A 15,395-nucleotide genomic window follows, 5' to 3' on the forward strand; every position below is an offset into this window, starting at 1 on the left:
GACAGATCCACCGGACCGTGCGGGAGGGCGAGTGGCCCTCGGCACGGCTCTGGGAAGACCGAACAGGAGAAGAATGAGCACGCTCCCCCGCACCGGCCACGCCGTCGCCGCCGACGGCACCCGGCTGGCCTACCAGTGGCACGGCACGGGCAGGCCGCTCGTGCTGCTGGCCGGGCAGGCGAACGACCACACGTGGTGGGACCGCACGCGCGGAGACTTCCCGAGCACGATCACCATGGACTACCGCGGTACGGGTGGCAGCGACGCGCCCGATTCCGCTTACTCCACACCGGGTTTCGCGGACGACGTGATCGCGGTCCTCGACGGACTCGGGGTCGGCGAAGCCGATGTCTACGGCACCTCGATGGGTGGCCGCGTCGCCCAGTGGGTCGCCGCGCGGTATCCCGATCGGGTGCGGCGGCTCGTGCTCGGCTGCACCTCGCCGGGTGGCACGCACGGTGTCGAGCGGTCGAACGACGTGCGACTGGCACTGGCGCGGCGGTCCTCCGTGGAAGCACGGGAGACCCTGGAGAACCTGATGTACACCCCCGCCTGGCGAGCGGCCAACCCCGGTCCGTACCGGGTGCTGGGCGCGCACGGTATGCCGCCGCACGCGGTGCGCGGGCATTTGGTCGCGAGCAACACGCACGACGCCTGGGACGTGCTTCCCGAGATCACCGCGCCCACGCTGGTCCTGCACGGTGACGACGATCTGCTCGCACCCGTGGCGAACGCGCCGCTGTTGACGGAGCGGATTCCCGACGCGCGCATGCATCTCTTCGCCGAGGCGCGCCATGCCTACTTCGACGAGTGCCGTCCCGAATCGAGCGAGCTGGTGAGCGACTTCCTCGGGTAGACCATGCCGACCTGGTATGCACCCATCGCGGTTTTCTATTTCTCAACCGCGGGGATCACAGCTCATGACGGTCGGCGTTCCGGAGCGAAGGAGCTTCCCTTGCCGCACAAGAAACCCGGCGTCATCGCGAACGTGGTCCGCGGTTACCTCGGCAACCTGGTCGAATGGTACGACTGGTTCGTCTACGCCTCGTTCAGCGTCTACTTCGCGGCCAGCTTCTTCCCGAGGGAAACCTGACGGCCCAGTTGCTTTCGGCCGCCGGGCCGCGCTGACCCCTGTCCGTGACGTTGATGGGCTCCGGCTCACTGGCATCGCTCTCACTCCCGGCCATTCGTCGATCGGCATCCTCGCGCCCGTGATCCTCGTGGTCGCCAGGCTCGCGTCAGGTCTCTCGGTGGGAGGCGAGTTCGGTTCGAGTGCGACCTGCCTTTCGCAGATCGCCACTCCGCGGCGACGCGGGGCTGTTGGTGATGATCATGATGCAGTCGCCGCTCACCGAAGCGCAGATGTACGCGTGGGGCTGGCGGATGCCGTTCGTGCTCGGCGCGATCGCCGGTCTCGTGGTGATGTACCTCTGCCGCACCATGGTGGAATCGGAGCAGTTCCAGCGCTCTTCGGCGGCCGGTTCGCCTTCTCGCGGCGGCCTGCGAGTCCTGCTGTTCTCGGGCTAACCATCGGCGGCACCGTGGCGTTCTACACCTTCACCAGCTACCCGCAGAAGTACATGGTGAACACGGCGGCGATCCCGCAGCCCGGCGCCGGCGCCCTCTCCGACCACTGGGACGGCCGCCCGGTGGCCTTCCTGCTCACGATCACCGCATGATCTTCCTCAGCGGCCACACCGTTTTGTCGGCCATCATCAAGGGGAAATGTTCCCCACCAACGTCCGCGCACTGGGAGTCCGCCTGCCCCGCGCCCTGGCGACCGCGTCGGGCTGACCTTCGTCGCGACTTTGATGGTGTGGGAACCTAAGCGGTCTGGTGGGCTGGGAGCGGCTGGCGTTGGTGTTGGCCGGTTGCGCTGGGAGCACGGAGGTACCTGCGGCGCTATGGGTGCCGCGGGGCAGTCGGCGTTGCGCCGACACTCGCGGAATATGGTCCGGTAGCCGTAGCAACCGATCCGCACGGAGCCTTGTCCGCGTGCGCTCGCCGTCGCCGTTTTTCGGCAACGTGGCGGCGGTACCGCGGAAAATCGGCGAACTAGAGGCCCTCGTGTTGCGCTGGGTGGTGCGGCCTCTTACGGCCTGGGTTCGTGGTCGGGTTCCGGCGACGAGCCCGAACATCCGCACTATGGCCGGTATTCGGCGACGGTCGGGTTCATCGTCGGGTATTTGGCGGGGGTGGCCGGATGCGTGCGGCCGCGGCGACGGACTGAGCGTTGCCCTCACGCGGGGCTGGTGGCGCGGCGTCTTGCGGGGTGGGTTCTCGCCGGATTCCGGCGAGAACCTGGACATCTGCACCGTGGCCGGTATTCGGCGACGGGGCTGGCGGATGCGTGCGGCCTCGGCGGGCACGGCGATCAACTGCGCGTTGCCCTCGGGTTGGGCTGGGTGGTGCGGCCTCTTACGGCCTGGGTTCGTGGTCGGATTCCGGCAACGCATCCCCGGGCACCGTGGCCAGTTTTCGGCGACGGTCTCAGAACGGTGGTTGGTCGGTGCGGGGTTCGTGTAGTGGCGGTGGGGTGCTGTCGTAGCTCTGTGCGGTGGGTGTGGTGATGGTGAGGGTGCCATCGGCGGCTAGCCGGTAGGTCCAGCCGGGTTCGTCTTTCAAACGGTGATCGCGGCGGCACAGATCCACCAGTTCGGTGTCGGTGGTGTGGCCGCCGTGCTGCCAGGGCACCGCATGGTCGAGGTCGCAGGCCTGGGCGACGCGGTGGCAGCCGGGTCTTCGGCATTCCCGGTCCCGCACCCGCACGAACTCGCCCAGCCCGGCGGTGGGCCGATACCGGCCCCGTCCCAAATCCAGGACTTGCCCGGAGAGTGGGTCGGTGATGATCCGCCGCAACACCGTGTCCGGTCCCGACGCGATCTCCCGGGCCAGAGACCCTGGGATATGCCCGTGTCCGGCCAGCTCGGCCGGTCCTCGTTCACGCCGAGGTAGGTGTCGAGGTCCATGTAGAGGAACACCTCGGACCGCTCAGCCTTCCCGCCTTGGCTGCCCAGCAGGAGGTCGAGGGCGACATCGGCGCGCAGTTGATCCAACGTGCGGGTCTCACCGCCGGTTTTGAGGGCGCGTGCTTCGCGGTCGATCCGGGTGTAGGCGGCGGCGACCTTCTCCACCGGACCGTCCTCGACCTCGATCGAGGCGACCCCGGTCTCGCCGTGCCGGAGCGACAACCGGCGCCCCGCCCGGTGCCGCTCCGCACGCCGGGCGGCACCGTCCCGGTCGGCCATGATCGCCGCGTGGCTCGCCGCCTTCCGGATCTGCTCCGAATTCCGGCCGGGCAACCGATCCTCCAACACCACATCCACCGCACGCGCGTCCTCGTCGGACAACCACGCCGTCGCGGTCGCGACTTTCATCGCCCCATAGCCGCCCACCTCCCCCCGGTCCAGCAACCCGAGCGTGCGCGGCAGCCGGGTCGTCAACGCCGCCGCCGTCGACACCAGCCCAGCAGCGTGACCATCCACAACCGACAAAGCGAACGCGACCTCCTGCACCACACTCGCCGCACCACCACGATGCCGGTTCAGCTGCGCCAACGCGCGGAACCGGACCGCCTCCAATCGCGCGATCCCTTCCGACGCCGCCACAGCAGCGTCGACAGCATCCTTGTCCTCCAACGAATCCAGCGCGGCATTGACCTCCCTCAACACGTCAGAAGCAATGATTTCCTTGAGTAGCGCCACAGTGGCATTGCGTGTATCCACACCCAGAAGCTACAACCGACCACCGACAATTTCCGAACCCACGAGAATCCCCTTACCGGGCAACACTAATCCCGCTCAAGCAACCCTTCGGCGCCATTCTCCAGCTTCCGCGCGATTTCCTCCGACCGCGGCGACATGGTCTTCTCGTAGAGCGCGACAGCCTCACCGACAGAAGCAGAACCGGCCAACGCGAGGGCGAGCTCACAGGCATCGACCATGGCCAGGTTGACGCCGACACCGAGCGGCGGCATCAGGTGAGCCGCATCGCCGAGCAGGGTCACCCAAGGCTTGTGTTCCCAGGTGTGCGGGACGGGCAGGACGTACAACGGGCGATCGACGTACGGCCCGTCGTTCTCGGTGATCATCCGCAACATCGACGGCGACCAGCCGGAAAACGCCTCGAGCAGCCGACTTCGGACATCCGACGTCGACCCGATCCAGTCCGCGGGCAGGCGCTGGATGATGTAGACCCGGATGTGGTCGCCGCTGTTGCGCTGGGCGTAAAGGCATCGCTCGCCGTCGGCCGCCATCGCGCTGCCCTGGCCGACCAGTTCGGCGAGTTCGGGGTGCGCGTTCTCGACGTCGTCGAACCACGCCTCCAGGAAGGTGATCCCGGCGTATTCGGGCACGGCCGCCGAAACCGCCGGTCGGACGCGTGACCACGCGCCGTCGGCGCCGATGACCAGATCCGTCTCGACCGTCGTTCCGTCTGTGAACAGCAAGCGCCCGGGAGCCTCGACCCGATCCAGGGTCCGTCCCCAATGGACAGTGCCCGGCTCCAGCGAGTCGAGCAGGAGACCGCGCAGCTGACCGCGGTCGATCTCCGGTTTGAACATCTCCCCTTCGGCAGGGACATGGTGCTCCAAGAGACGCCCAAGAGGATCCAGTTTGCGCATCTCCTGCCCTTCCGGGCGAGCGAGGGCGAAGAACTCGTCGAGGAGGCCGGCTTCGCGCAGGGCCAGCTGCCCGTCGCCCGCGTGGAGGTCGAGGGTGCCGCCCTGGTTCCGCGCCCGGGGATGCGGGTCGCGGTCGTAGACCGTCACGGGGATGCCATGTTTCTGCAGGATGCGGGCGCAGGTCAGGCCACCGGGGCCCGCTCCGATGATGCTGATGGTCATGACCCCAGAAAAGCAGAACGAGTTAAAAAGTGCAACGAGTCAACTTAGTGACCGTGACAACTCATGCGGTAAGGTGCGCTCATGGAGACACCGGGACGGCGTGAACGCAAGAAGGCGGCCACCCGCCAAGCGCTGGCGGACGCCGCGCTGAAGTTGTTCCTGGAGCGCGGCTACGACCAGGTGAGCATCCGCGACATCGCCGAGGCGGCCGACGTCTCGACGACGACGCTGTTCAAACACTTCCCTGGCAAGGAGGCATTGGTCTTCGACGAGTCGCAGGACCGCGAAGCACGTTTGGTCGCCGCCGTCCGGAACCGCGAAAAGGGCCAGAGCATCGTCGAGGCGCTGCGCGAGTACGTGCTCGCGACATGGCTTCCGCTCACGACGCATCCCCAGTACGCCGAGTTCACCGCGCTGGTGAGCGGCACCCCGGCATTGCAGGAGTACGGCGAGCGCATGTGGACCCGGCACGCCGCGGCCCTCGGCGCCGCGATCGCTGAAGACACCGGCGCGGACGAAGGCGACATCGCCTGCAACGCGCTCGCGCGATTCGTGCTGGACATACCGGCCCTCACCCGGGGCCGCCAGGACCCGCGGGAGGACGTCGAGCGGATCTTCGACCTCCTCGAACGAGGCTGGCGCTAGTCCTCGTCGTGGCGGGATCCGCGCAGCGAGCCCGGATGTGCCTTGGCGGACGGATCCTTGCGGGTCTTGACCAGACTCGCCACCGTCACCACGACGAGGATGCCGATGATCACCGCGAGGCTGACCGGCGTCGAGATCTCCGGAACGCTCTCGTCGATGTCCACGTGCGCCCAGTGCAGGATCAGCTTGATCCCGATGAACCCGAGGATCACCGCGAGCCCTGCCGACAGGTACACCAGGCGATCGAGCAGGCCCTTCACCAGGAAGTACAGCGCCCGCAGGCCCAGCAGGGCGAAGGCGTTGGCCGCGAAGACCAGATACGGCTCGTCGGTGACACCGAAGACCGCGGGGATCGAGTCCAGCGCGAACAGCAGGTCGATCCCGCCGATCGCGAGCAGCACCACGACCAGCGGCGTACCCACCTTCTTCCCGTCCACGCGGGTGACGAGCTTGCCACCGTCGTATTCGGTGGACAGCGGCAGCAGACGGCGCGCGGACCGCACCACCACGTTGTTCTCGACGTCCGGATCCTCGTCGCGGTGCCGGAACAGCTGGATGCCGGTGTAGATCAGCAGCAGCCCGAACAGCAGGAACATGAAGGAGAACAAGGAAAGCAGCGTGGCGCCGAGCGCGATGAAGATCGCGCGCATGATCAGCGCGACGACGATCCCGAACGTGAGCACCTTGTGCTGGTGTTCCTCGGGCACCGCGAAAGTGCTCATGATGATCACGAAGACGAAGAGGTTGTCGACGGACAAGCTCTTCTCGACGATGTACCCCGCGAAGTACTGCTGCCCGAAGTCGCCACCGTGCGCGAGCGTCAGCCAGACACCGAACGCCACCGCGACCAGGATGTAGCCGATAGACCAGGCCACCGCCTCGCCGAACCCGACCTTGTGCGGCCGCACGGCCGCGAGGATGAGATCGAGGGCCAGGAGCCCGAGCACCAGCCCGATCGTGACGGTCCAGGTGAGCACATCGATCTGGAGCATCCGGACCCTGTCTTTCCTTCGGCGGCAGGTGCCAAGATCTTATGTGCGTCTCCCGCGGTCCGCATTCGCATGACCCGGCGCCGCGGCCAGCAATGCGGCGAGCACGGTCTTGAGCAGTGGGTGGTCCGCGCTCCCTCGCCGGACGGCGGCGAACACGCGGCGCAGCGGCGGCTCACCGCGCAACGGGACCGCGACAGCGCCGGGAACGGCGGCGAAAGCGTTACGCGGCACCAGTGCCACGCCTTCGCCCGCGGCGACCAGGGTGGCGATCGCGTGGAAATCGTCGGAAACGTGCCGGATCGCCGGGTTGGCGCACACGATCATCAGCACGTCGCGGCATGGATTCCCGGGCTTCGGCGCGATCCATTCGTCGTCGGCGAGTTCGTCGATGTCCACTTCGGACGATCCGGCGAGCCGGTGCGCGGTGGGCAGCACGACGTCGAAGGGCTCCACGTACAGGGGGAACCGGGTGAGCCTGCTTTCATCCGTCCGTGGCGAGAGCCGGTACTCCTCGGTGATCGCCAGATCGATCTCGCCGTCGAGCAGCAGCGGGATGCTCGCGTGCCCCTCGACGTCCTGCACCTGCATGGTGACCCCGGGCGAACCGGCACGCAGGGAAGCGATCGCCGGCGCGACGACCATCGTGATCGCCGAGGCGAAACTCGCCAGCCGCACCATGCCCTGGACACCGGAATCGAGCGCGGCCAGCGTCGCCCGCGCCCGTTCGAGTTCGGCGGCGACGGCGTTGGCGTGCACCACCATCAGTTCGCCGGCGGGGGTCAGCGAAACCCGCCTGCCCCGGCGGCGAAGCAGCTGCTGGCCGCACTCGGCTTCGAGCGCGGCCAGCTGCTGGGAGACCGCGGACGGCGTCAGGTGCAGCGCCTGGCCCGCCGCCGTCACGGTGCCGTGGTCGGCGAGGGCGCGCAGCACGCGCAGCCGTCGCGGATCGATCATTCGTCCATCATGGACCTTGCCTTCACGAACGCGTCGACGGCCCGGTTGACGTCGTCGGTCGAATGCGCCGCCGACATCTGCGTCCGGATCCGGGCCTTGCCGTGCGGCACCACCGGGTACGAGAACCCGATCACGTAGATGCCCTGGTCGAGCAGCAGATCCGCCATCTTGCCCGCCTTGGCGGCGTCGCCGATCATCACCGGGATGATCGGGTGCTCACCCGGCAGCAGGTCGAAACCGGCCTCGGTCATCCGGCGCCGGAACAGCTCGGTGTTGGCGCGCAGCTTGTCCAGCAGCTCGCCCGAGGACTCCAGCAGTTCCAGCGTGGCGAGCGCGGCCGCGGTGATCGACGGCGCAAGCGAGTTCGAGAACAGGTACGGCCGCGAACGCTGCCGCAGCATCTCGACGATCTCCGCACGACCCGAGGTGTAGCCGCCGCTCGCGCCGCCCAGCGCCTTGCCGAGCGTGCCGGTCAGCACGTCGACCTTGTCCTGGACGCCGAAGAGCTCCGGCGTGCCGCGCCCGGTCGGCCCGGTGAAGCCGACGGCGTGCGAGTCGTCGACCATCACCAGCGCGTCGTAGCGCTCGGCCAGCTCGCAGATCTCGTCGAGCGGCGCGAGGTAACCATCCATCGAGAACACGCCGTCGGTGGCGATCATCCGGTACCGCGCGCCGGACGCCTCCTTCAGCCGGGCTTCCAGATCCGCGACGTCGCGATTGCGGTAGCGCATCCGCTTCGCCTTGCACAGCCGGACGCCGTCGATGATCGACGCGTGGTTGAGCTCGTCTGAGATGATGACGTCCTGATCGGTCAGCAGCGTCTCGAAGAGCCCGGCGTTGGCGTCGAAACAGGAGCTGTAGAGGATCGTGTCCTCGGTGCCGAGGAACTCCGACAGCTTCGCCTCGAGCTCCTTGTGCGGCTGCTGGGTCCCGCAGATGAACCGCACCGATGCCATGCCGAAGCCCCAGCGGTCCAATGCCTCCTGGGCGGCCTTGATCAGCTTGGGGTGATCGGCGAGGCCGAGGTAATTGTTGGCACAGAAGTTGAGGACGTCGCCGTCGCCGACACTGACCGAAGCCCGTTGCGGCCCCTGGATCACCCGCTCACCCTTGTACAGCCCGGCTTCCCGGATCTCGGCGAGCCCGGCCTTGAGGTCGTCGCGCATCGCGCCGTACATCAGTTCTCCGTCCAGTCCAGAATGACCTTGCCGCAGCGGCCTTCCCTGGCCGTCGCGAACGCCTTCTCGTATTCGGTGTAGCCGAACCGGTGGGTGACCACCGGCGAGATGTCCAGCCCGGCCTGCAGCAGCACGGACATCGAGTACCACGTCTCGAACATCTCGCGTCCGTAGATCCCCTTGATCTGGATCATCTTCAGCACCACGGACGCGATGTCGACCGACACCTCGGAAGCGGGGAGGCCCAGCAGCGCGACGCGGCCACCGTGCGACATGTTCGCGATCATGTCGCGCAGCGCCTCGGGCCGCCCGCTCATCTCCATGCCAACGTCGAAGCCTTCGGCCATGCCGAGCCGCTCCTGCGCGTCGGCGATGGTCGAGGAGGAGACGTCCAGCGCGAGGTCGACGCCGACCTTGCGGGCCAGTTCCAGCCGGTGCTCGCTGACGTCGGTGACGACGACGTTGCGCGCGCCCGCGTGGCGCGCGATGGCGGCGGCCATGATGCCGATCGGGCCGGCGCCAGTGACCAGCACGTCCTCGCCGATGACGGGGAACGACAGCGCGGTGTGCACGGCGTTGCCAAGCGGATCGAAGATCGCGGCGATGTCGAGGTCGACCTTGGTGCGGTGCACCCAGGCGTTCATCTCCGGCAGGACGGCGTACTGCGCGAAGGCGCCGTCGGTGTGCACGCCGAGGCCCTTGGTCCTGGCGCACAGATGACGCCGCCCGGCCTTGCAGTTGCGGCAGCTTCCGCAGACCAGGTGCCCCTCGCCGCTGACCAGGTCGCCCACCTTGACCGTCGTCACCGAACGGCCGATCTCGACCACCTCGCCGACGAACTCGTGCCCGATGACCAGCGGCGCGGCGATGGTGCGCGCCGCCCAGTCGTCCCAGGAGTCGATGTGCAGATCGGTACCGCAGATCCCGGCGCGCAGTACGCGGACGGCGACGTCGCCGGGGCCGACGGCGGGATCCGGCACGTCGGTGAGTTCCAGCCCGGGTGCTCGGTCGGCTTTGACCAATGCCTTCATGGCGCGAAGTCTGGCCCGCCCGTGCTGTTCAGTCCATCGCGAGTTTCTGAAATCCCTCGTTAGAGCAACTTCACAAGGAGCCCGGCACCCGGACCGAGACGAAGTCCGGCCGCGGCACCACCTCGAAGCCGATCGACCGGTACAGCCGGATCGCCGAAGTGTTCGTCGCCGCCGCGTGCATCATCGGGCGTTCGCCGCGAGCCCGGATCCCGGCCGCCACCGCGCGGATGAGCCGGGTCGCCAGCCCCTGGCCGCGATACGCCGGGTCGGTGCAGACGGCGCTGATCTCGGTCCAGCCGGGTGGGTGCAGGCGCTCCCCCGCCATCGCGACCAGCTCACCGTCGCGCCGGATGCCAAGATATGTCCCCAATTCGATGGTCCGTTTCCGGAACGGCCCCGGTTTGGTCCGCTCCACGAGGTCGAGCATCTCCGGGACGTCGTCCGGCCCAAGAACGACGGCTTCGGGAGCTTCGGCGGCTTCGAGCGCGACGTCGACCAGCCGGACGCCGGCGATCCTGCCGAGGACTTCCCAGTCCGCCGGGACGGGCAACGCGTTGTGGATGGTGACCGTCTGGCCGGGACCCGCCAGCGCGGCGAGGTCGGCCCACACGCCGTCGTCCGGCTCGGGCGGCAGGGCGAAGAAGGGCGCGATGTCGACCTGGTAGCGCAACACCTGTCCGTAGCGTTCCGCGAAGTGAGCGTGCGGCCCGGTCAGCGAAGCCCAGGCCGGGTCGTCGAAAGGAGTGACCATGATCGCTCCGACATCGAACGCCGGGCTTTCATTCCCGCTCCCGCGTCCTGGGCGCTCAGGTGCCAGGGACCAGCAGCGGCGAGTGCGGATCGAGTTCGATCCCGCGTTCACGGAGCGTGTCGTCGATGACCCGCCAGATCCATCGCACCAGCTGGGCCGCGAGCTCCGGCAGCTCGATGCCGCCGGGGTTTTCCAGCCAGCGCGCGGCACTCGCGTCGACGAGTCCGACCAGCCCGAAGGCGAGCGGTTCGGCGATCCGGCCGTCCAGGTCGAAGGTGTCGAGGTAGTGCTCGAACAGGATGGAGAGCTGCTTCGCGATCGCCGTTTTGACGTCGGTGATGGCATCGCCACCCCGCCCGGCTTGGGAATGCCTGGCGAGATAGCGGTAGAGGTTCCCGTACTCGGCGAGCCAGCCGGTGTGCGCGCCCACCGCGACGGTGATCAGCTGCATCGGCGTGCCGCTCGGATCCCACAGCGGGGCCAGTTCGGCGGTGATGAGCCGGACGGCGCGGGCGGCGATCGCGCGCTGCAGGTCGGCGGCGTCGTCGAAATGCTTGTACACCCGCGTTCTCGCCACCCCCGCCTCGTCGGCGATCTGCTCGGTGGAGACCTCCGGACCGTGCGCGGCGATCGCGCGCAGCGCCGCGTCGACGAACTCCCGTCGACGGCGCTCACGCTGTCCCGCCCAGCGCGCCGCGCGGCCGTCCGGCCTCGGCACGTCGGCTTCAGGTGTCATCCCCCGGAGTTTATCGTCGGGCGGTTAGCGGGTACACTGCCGTACCCGTTACTTTGGGTATGCAGATCGGCCCGTCCGGGAGACCGCGATGAGGGAAGACGTCGACACCACGGCGGACGCAACGCTGCTCGACGCCTACCGCGCCGGTGACATCGCCGCCGGCGAGACCCTTTTCCGGCGGCACGCCGAGCCCCTGCGCAGGATCGCCGCCGGCTGGGTCGCCGAACCCGCCGAACGGGACGACCTCGTGGCCGAAGCGTTCGTGCGGGTCCTCAGCGTCATCCGCGACGGCGGCGGCCCGCGGGAGAACCTCCGCCCCTATCTCGCGGTCACCATCCGGAATCTCGCGGCCAAATGGAGTCGCCACCACAAGCGGGTCGAGCTGTACGGCACGACCCCGGCGGTCGAAGAGGCCGCCGGGACGATCGGCACGGAGGAACTCCTCATCCTTCGCTCGAACGCCCGGCTGGCCTGGACCGCCTACTGCGCGCTCCCCGGCCGCTGGCGGACGGTGCTTTGGCGGACCGAAGCCGAAGGCGACTCGCCGAAGGTGGTCGCTCCGCTGCTGGGAGTCTCGCCCAACGGCGCCTCCGTCCTGGCATTAAGGGCCCGCGAAGGCCTCCGCCAGGCGTTCCTGCAGGCACAGGTCCCCGAAACGGGAACGCCGTGCTGCCAGGAGGCGCGGCGCCGGATGGGCGCGTGGCTCCGCGGCGGCGTGCCGGGCCGCCGGGCGGGCCTGATCGCCGCGCATCTGGCGGACTGCGAGCCCTGCCGCACCGTCGCCACCCGGCTCGACGAGGTCAACCGCGAGATGCCGCCGGGTGTCCGCGCCGTCTCTGCCTGAAGCGGATCAGCCGGGAACGGGGGCGCCCTCCCCCGCGATCTTCAGCGCCTCCACCAGCTCCCGGTACAGCGTGTCGGTGGCGAAGAGGTGCTCATGGCTGCCGCTCGCCCGGACGCGGCCTTCTTCCATCACCACGATGGTGTCCGCGTCGATCACCGTGGACAGCCGGTGCGCCACGGTGACCACGGCGCCTTCGCGGGCCAGCCGCCGGATGCAGTCGTGGATCGCGCTCTCGGTCCGGCCGTCGACCTGCGCGGTCGCCTCGTCCAGCAGCACCACGTCCGGCGTGCGCAGGATCGCCCTGGCCAGCGCGATCCGCTGCCGTTCCCCGCCGGACACCGAGGTCGACGAAAGCGGCGTGTCCAGTCCGTCGTCGAGCGCGGCGATCTTGTCGCTCAGCCGGACCTCTTCGAGAGCCCGCCGCACCTCTTCCTCGGTCGCGTCCGGATGGGTGAAGAGCAGGTTCTCCCGGATCGTCCCCGGCACGATCGGCGTCTCCTGCTCGACGTAGGCCAGCCGGGTCCGCACGTCCGCGTACGGCAGGTCCGCGTACTCGCGTCCGTCCAGCAGCAGTGACCCCGACTCCGGCCGCACGAACCGCATGATCAGCGACAGCATCGTGGTCTTGCCCGCGCCGGACGGCCCGACGATCGCGGTGTGCCCACGCCTCGGGATCTTCAGCGACACCTCCCGCAGCGCCGGATCACCGCCGTAGCCCACGGTCACCCCGCGCAGTTCCAGCACCGGGCCGCCCTGCTCGCCCGCCGGTTTCGTCCGGGCGGGCGCCCGGTCCTCTTCCACTTCGAGCGCGTCCATCTCCCGGATCCGCCCGGCCGCGGCGATCCCCGCCTGCAACGCGGTCATGTTCTGACTCAGTTCGGTGATCGGCTCCATCAGCGCGAACGCGTACAGCAGGAACGCGATGAGGCTCGACACCTCGAGCAGGCCCGCGCCGACCCGCCAGGCGCCGAGGCCGAGGATCACCAGGGTCGCGGCCTGGATCCCCGTCCAGGCCACCACCCAGGCGACGGCCTCGCGCCGCACCGCGCGGACACCGTGCGCGGCGGCGGCTTCCGCGTCGACCAGGATCCGCTGGGACTGCCGGGCTTCGGCACGGCTGGCCTTCACCGTGCGGATCGCTCGCAGCGCGCCTTCGAGGACACCGCCGAGATGGCCTACGCGGTCCTGCGCCTTCTCTTGTTCCTTCGCGATGGCCGGCATGAGCCACGTGAACAACGCGATCACCACGAGCACGGCCGCCACCGTCGTCGCCAGCAGCACCGGGTCGAGCACGCTCATCAGCACCAGGGTGCCGACGAGCATCACCACGCCGTTGATCAGGCCGATCACACTGGACGACGCCGCCTCGCGCAGCAGCACCGTGTCCGAGGTGACGCGGGTGACCAGCTCCCCCGTCGGCCGTTTCGTGATCGCCGGAATCGTCGCGCGGAAGAACCGCCGCACCATCGATTCCCGCGCCTTCAGCACCACCCGCTCGCCGACGGTGCCGAGCAGGATCCATTGCCCCAGCCAGATCACCGCGCCGACCACCATCAGGCCCGCCAACGCCAGCACGGGGCCCGCCAGCGACGCTGACGAACCGAGCGAGTCGAGCACCCATTTCGTGACCATGGGCGTGGCAAGACCGGCCGCCGAACCGAGCAGGGCGAGTACCAGGCCGATCGCGAGTGCCCCCTTGTGCGGTCGCGCGAACGACCACAGCACTTTCAATCGTGGAGTGTTCATGGTTCTCAATGGAACACGAGTGTTCTAAAATCGTCAAACGAGTTCCATATCGGGAGCGAGGTACGGTACCGGCCATGAGTGAGGGTGTGGTCACCGAGACGGGTGTCCGGGCGAGGACCCGGCGCGCGATCCTGGACGCGGCCATCGAGACGTTGACCAAGCAACCGAGCGCCACGTTGGCCGACATCGCGGCGGCGGCGAACGTCGGGCGCACCACGGTGCACCGGTACTTCGCGGAGCGTTCGGATCTGATCGACGCCATCAGTCACGACGCGCTGGACAAGATCTCCCAGAGCACCGAACGGGCCCGGCTCGACGACGGCCCGGTCCCGGCGGTCCTCGCCCGGCTGTGCCAGGAGTACTTCGAGCACGCCGACATCTTCCAGTTGCTGTTCACCATGCCGGATCTGGTGACCCGTCCCGAATGGGCGGAGGAGAGCGACGACGACCGCCGCCTGCTGCGGCTCATCGAACGCGGGCACGCCGAGGGCTCGATCGATCCGGCGATGACGAAGGAGTGGTTGCTGCAACTGCTCTGGAGCCTGCTCTACACGGCATGGGAACTGGTGCGCGAAAAGACGCCGAAGCACGAAGCGCTCACGTTGTGCCTGCGCAGCCTGGAAAAGGTCATCGCGGTCGGCTGAAGTCCTCCGAAGTGATGACGCGGACCCACGCCGCTTCGAAGATCCTGTCCCCGTGACAGAAAAACCGGTACGCGCCTGGGGGATCCTCGTCGGCGGGCTCGCGGTGTTCGTGGCCGCGCCCGCACTGCTGCTGGCGACCGGGCACGACACGATCAAGCCGTCCGCGGATTCGGACAAGGAGCTTTCCCTTGCCGGAGCCCTGATTCCGGCGCTGGCCGGGATCTTGCTGGTTCACGGGATCCCGCTCCACGCGCCGAAACTGCTCCCCGACACGACCGACCGGCGCAGACTCCGGAAGCAGGCGACGGCCTTGGCGCTCATCGCCTTCCTGTGGCCGCTGGCGTTGTTCCTCGTTTCGGTGGCCGGACAGCAGGGGCTGGTCCGCGACATCTGGGCGCTCGCCAAGCCGCTCGTGTTCCTGCTGTTGCCGTTGCTTCTCCTGCGCACGCGAGGGAGCCCGATCCGTTCCGGCTCAAGTGGCTGCCCCGGCAGACCTGGCGATGGCTCGCGCCGATCCCGGCTGTACTCGTGTTCGGCTGGCTCTCCGTCCTCGGCCCGCTCCCCACCTCGGAGGATTACCCGGATCCGGTGTACCTGGCGGTGGGCGCGACGCTGACCTTCTTCACCGCGAACGTCCTCGAGGAGGTCTTCTTCCGCGGCATGCTGCAGACCCGGCTGGAGGCGCTTTTCGGGCGGTGGCCGGGAATTCTGCTGGCTGCCCTGCTGTTCGCGTGGCTGCATCTGCCGACGCACGGCCAGGGATCACTGCCGCTCACCCTCGGCGTGATCGTGGCCTTCCAAGGGTTCTTCGGCCTGTTCACCGGGTATCTGTGGTCGCGCTACCGCAACCTGTGGGCACCGATCGCCGCGCATACCGCGATGAACACCCTGCCCCTGCTGCTGATGTGAGCCGCGCGCCAACGGGTGTCCTGGGCCCTGGGGAGGTGTCGCGAAAGCCACTTTCGGGACACCAGATGTCTCGAAAGTGGCTTTCGCGACATCCGAGACCGCTGGTCACGGTCGGTCGGTCC

At 68.5% G+C, this 15,395-nt stretch carries 17 protein-coding genes and 1 pseudogene; 9 read left to right on the top strand and 9 right to left on the bottom strand.

Annotation, left to right across the window (positions count from 1 at the left end):
• The first annotated feature begins 73 nt into the window (after positions 1-73).
• The 4 genes from ACFVM3_RS30835 to ACFVM3_RS30850 all read left to right on the top strand — a co-directional run bounded on the left by ACFVM3_RS30835 (position 74) and on the right by ACFVM3_RS30850 (position 1,679).
• Positions 74-856: an alpha/beta fold hydrolase gene (locus ACFVM3_RS30835; RefSeq protein ID WP_378443454.1), complete on the top strand. Its 783-nt coding sequence runs from the start codon at positions 74-76 to the stop codon at positions 854-856.
• A 99-nt stretch (positions 857-955) separates the two neighbouring features.
• Entirely contained in the window at positions 956-1,093 is a 138-nt protein-coding gene (locus tag ACFVM3_RS30840) for a hypothetical protein (protein WP_378443455.1), read from the top strand.
• A gap of 239 nt (positions 1,094-1,332) precedes the next feature.
• A complete protein-coding gene (locus ACFVM3_RS30845; RefSeq protein WP_378443456.1) occupies positions 1,333-1,527 on the top strand; it encodes a hypothetical protein in 195 nt (64 codons plus the stop codon).
• Positions 1,528-1,541: 14 nt separating this feature from the next.
• Entirely contained in the window at positions 1,542-1,679 is a 138-nt protein-coding gene (locus ACFVM3_RS30850; protein ID WP_378443457.1) for a hypothetical protein, read from the top strand.
• Between the two features lie 811 nt (positions 1,680-2,490).
• On the opposite strand, the pseudogene ACFVM3_RS30855 reads toward ACFVM3_RS30850, so the two are convergent.
• Positions 2,491-3,668, bottom strand: a pseudogene (locus tag ACFVM3_RS30855) (DUF222 domain-containing protein).
• 122 nt (positions 3,669-3,790) lie between these two features.
• Positions 3,791-4,843: an FAD-dependent oxidoreductase gene (locus ACFVM3_RS30860; protein WP_378443458.1), complete on the bottom strand. Its 1,053-nt coding sequence runs from the start codon at positions 4,841-4,843 to the stop codon at positions 3,791-3,793.
• Positions 4,844-4,924: 81 nt separating this feature from the next.
• Between ACFVM3_RS30860 and ACFVM3_RS30865 the strand changes: the two genes are divergently transcribed.
• Positions 4,925-5,488, top strand: a complete 564-nt coding sequence (locus ACFVM3_RS30865) for a TetR/AcrR family transcriptional regulator (protein ID WP_378443459.1) — start codon at positions 4,925-4,927, stop codon at positions 5,486-5,488.
• On the opposite strand, the gene ACFVM3_RS30870 is transcribed toward ACFVM3_RS30865, so the two are convergent.
• From ACFVM3_RS30870 to ACFVM3_RS30895, 6 genes are all read right to left on the bottom strand, one after another.
• Complete coding sequence (locus tag ACFVM3_RS30870; RefSeq protein ID WP_378443460.1) at positions 5,485-6,480, bottom strand: TerC/Alx family metal homeostasis membrane protein; 996 nt, start codon at positions 6,478-6,480, stop codon at positions 5,485-5,487. The two genes, ACFVM3_RS30865 and ACFVM3_RS30870, sit on opposite strands and share 4 nt — an antisense overlap.
• 39 nt (positions 6,481-6,519) lie before the next feature.
• Positions 6,520-7,434 (bottom strand): LysR family transcriptional regulator, encoded by a 915-nt coding sequence (locus ACFVM3_RS30875; protein WP_378443461.1) that lies wholly within the window; start codon positions 7,432-7,434, stop codon positions 6,520-6,522.
• Positions 7,431-8,612: a glycine C-acetyltransferase gene (locus ACFVM3_RS30880; protein ID WP_378443462.1), complete on the bottom strand. Its 1,182-nt coding sequence runs from the start codon at positions 8,610-8,612 to the stop codon at positions 7,431-7,433. The genes ACFVM3_RS30875 and ACFVM3_RS30880 overlap by 4 nt, the downstream gene beginning before the upstream one ends.
• Complete coding sequence (gene tdh / locus ACFVM3_RS30885; RefSeq protein ID WP_378443463.1) at positions 8,612-9,643, bottom strand: L-threonine 3-dehydrogenase; 1,032 nt, start codon at positions 9,641-9,643, stop codon at positions 8,612-8,614. The genes ACFVM3_RS30880 and tdh overlap by 1 nt, the downstream gene beginning before the upstream one ends.
• A gap of 70 nt (positions 9,644-9,713) precedes the next feature.
• Positions 9,714-10,394, bottom strand: a complete 681-nt coding sequence (locus ACFVM3_RS30890) for a GNAT family N-acetyltransferase (RefSeq protein WP_378443464.1) — start codon at positions 10,392-10,394, stop codon at positions 9,714-9,716.
• 55 nt (positions 10,395-10,449) lie between these two features.
• Complete coding sequence (locus ACFVM3_RS30895) at positions 10,450-11,130, bottom strand: TetR/AcrR family transcriptional regulator (protein WP_378443465.1); 681 nt, start codon at positions 11,128-11,130, stop codon at positions 10,450-10,452.
• A gap of 88 nt (positions 11,131-11,218) precedes the next feature.
• On the opposite strand from ACFVM3_RS30895, the gene ACFVM3_RS30900 reads away from it, so the two are divergent.
• A complete protein-coding gene (locus ACFVM3_RS30900) occupies positions 11,219-11,974 on the top strand; it encodes a sigma-70 family RNA polymerase sigma factor (protein WP_378443466.1) in 756 nt (251 codons plus the stop codon).
• 6 nt (positions 11,975-11,980) lie between these two features.
• On the opposite strand, the gene ACFVM3_RS30905 is transcribed toward ACFVM3_RS30900, so the two are convergent.
• Positions 11,981-13,720 carry an ABC transporter ATP-binding protein gene (locus ACFVM3_RS30905; RefSeq protein WP_378443467.1) on the bottom strand — a complete coding sequence of 580 codons (1,740 nt, stop codon included), beginning with the start codon at positions 13,718-13,720 and terminating at the stop codon, positions 11,981-11,983.
• A 74-nt stretch (positions 13,721-13,794) separates the two neighbouring features.
• Between ACFVM3_RS30905 and ACFVM3_RS30910 the strand changes: the two genes are divergently transcribed.
• The 3 genes from ACFVM3_RS30910 to ACFVM3_RS30920 are packed head-to-tail and all read left to right on the top strand — an operon-like array spanning position 13,795 to position 15,273.
• Positions 13,795-14,364, top strand: coding sequence for a TetR/AcrR family transcriptional regulator (locus tag ACFVM3_RS30910; RefSeq protein ID WP_378443468.1), 570 nt, complete (start codon positions 13,795-13,797; stop codon positions 14,362-14,364).
• A 52-nt stretch (positions 14,365-14,416) separates the two neighbouring features.
• Entirely contained in the window at positions 14,417-14,980 is a 564-nt protein-coding gene (locus ACFVM3_RS30915; RefSeq protein WP_378443469.1) for a hypothetical protein, read from the top strand.
• Positions 14,953-15,273 (top strand): CPBP family intramembrane glutamic endopeptidase, encoded by a 321-nt coding sequence (locus ACFVM3_RS30920; protein ID WP_378443470.1) that lies wholly within the window; start codon positions 14,953-14,955, stop codon positions 15,271-15,273. The genes ACFVM3_RS30915 and ACFVM3_RS30920 overlap by 28 nt, the downstream gene beginning before the upstream one ends.
• Positions 15,274-15,395: the final 122 nt, after the last annotated feature.

The sequence above is a fragment of the Amycolatopsis sp. NPDC057786 genome (genome assembly GCF_042797905.1).
GTDB lineage: Bacteria > Actinomycetota > Actinomycetes > Mycobacteriales > Pseudonocardiaceae > Amycolatopsis.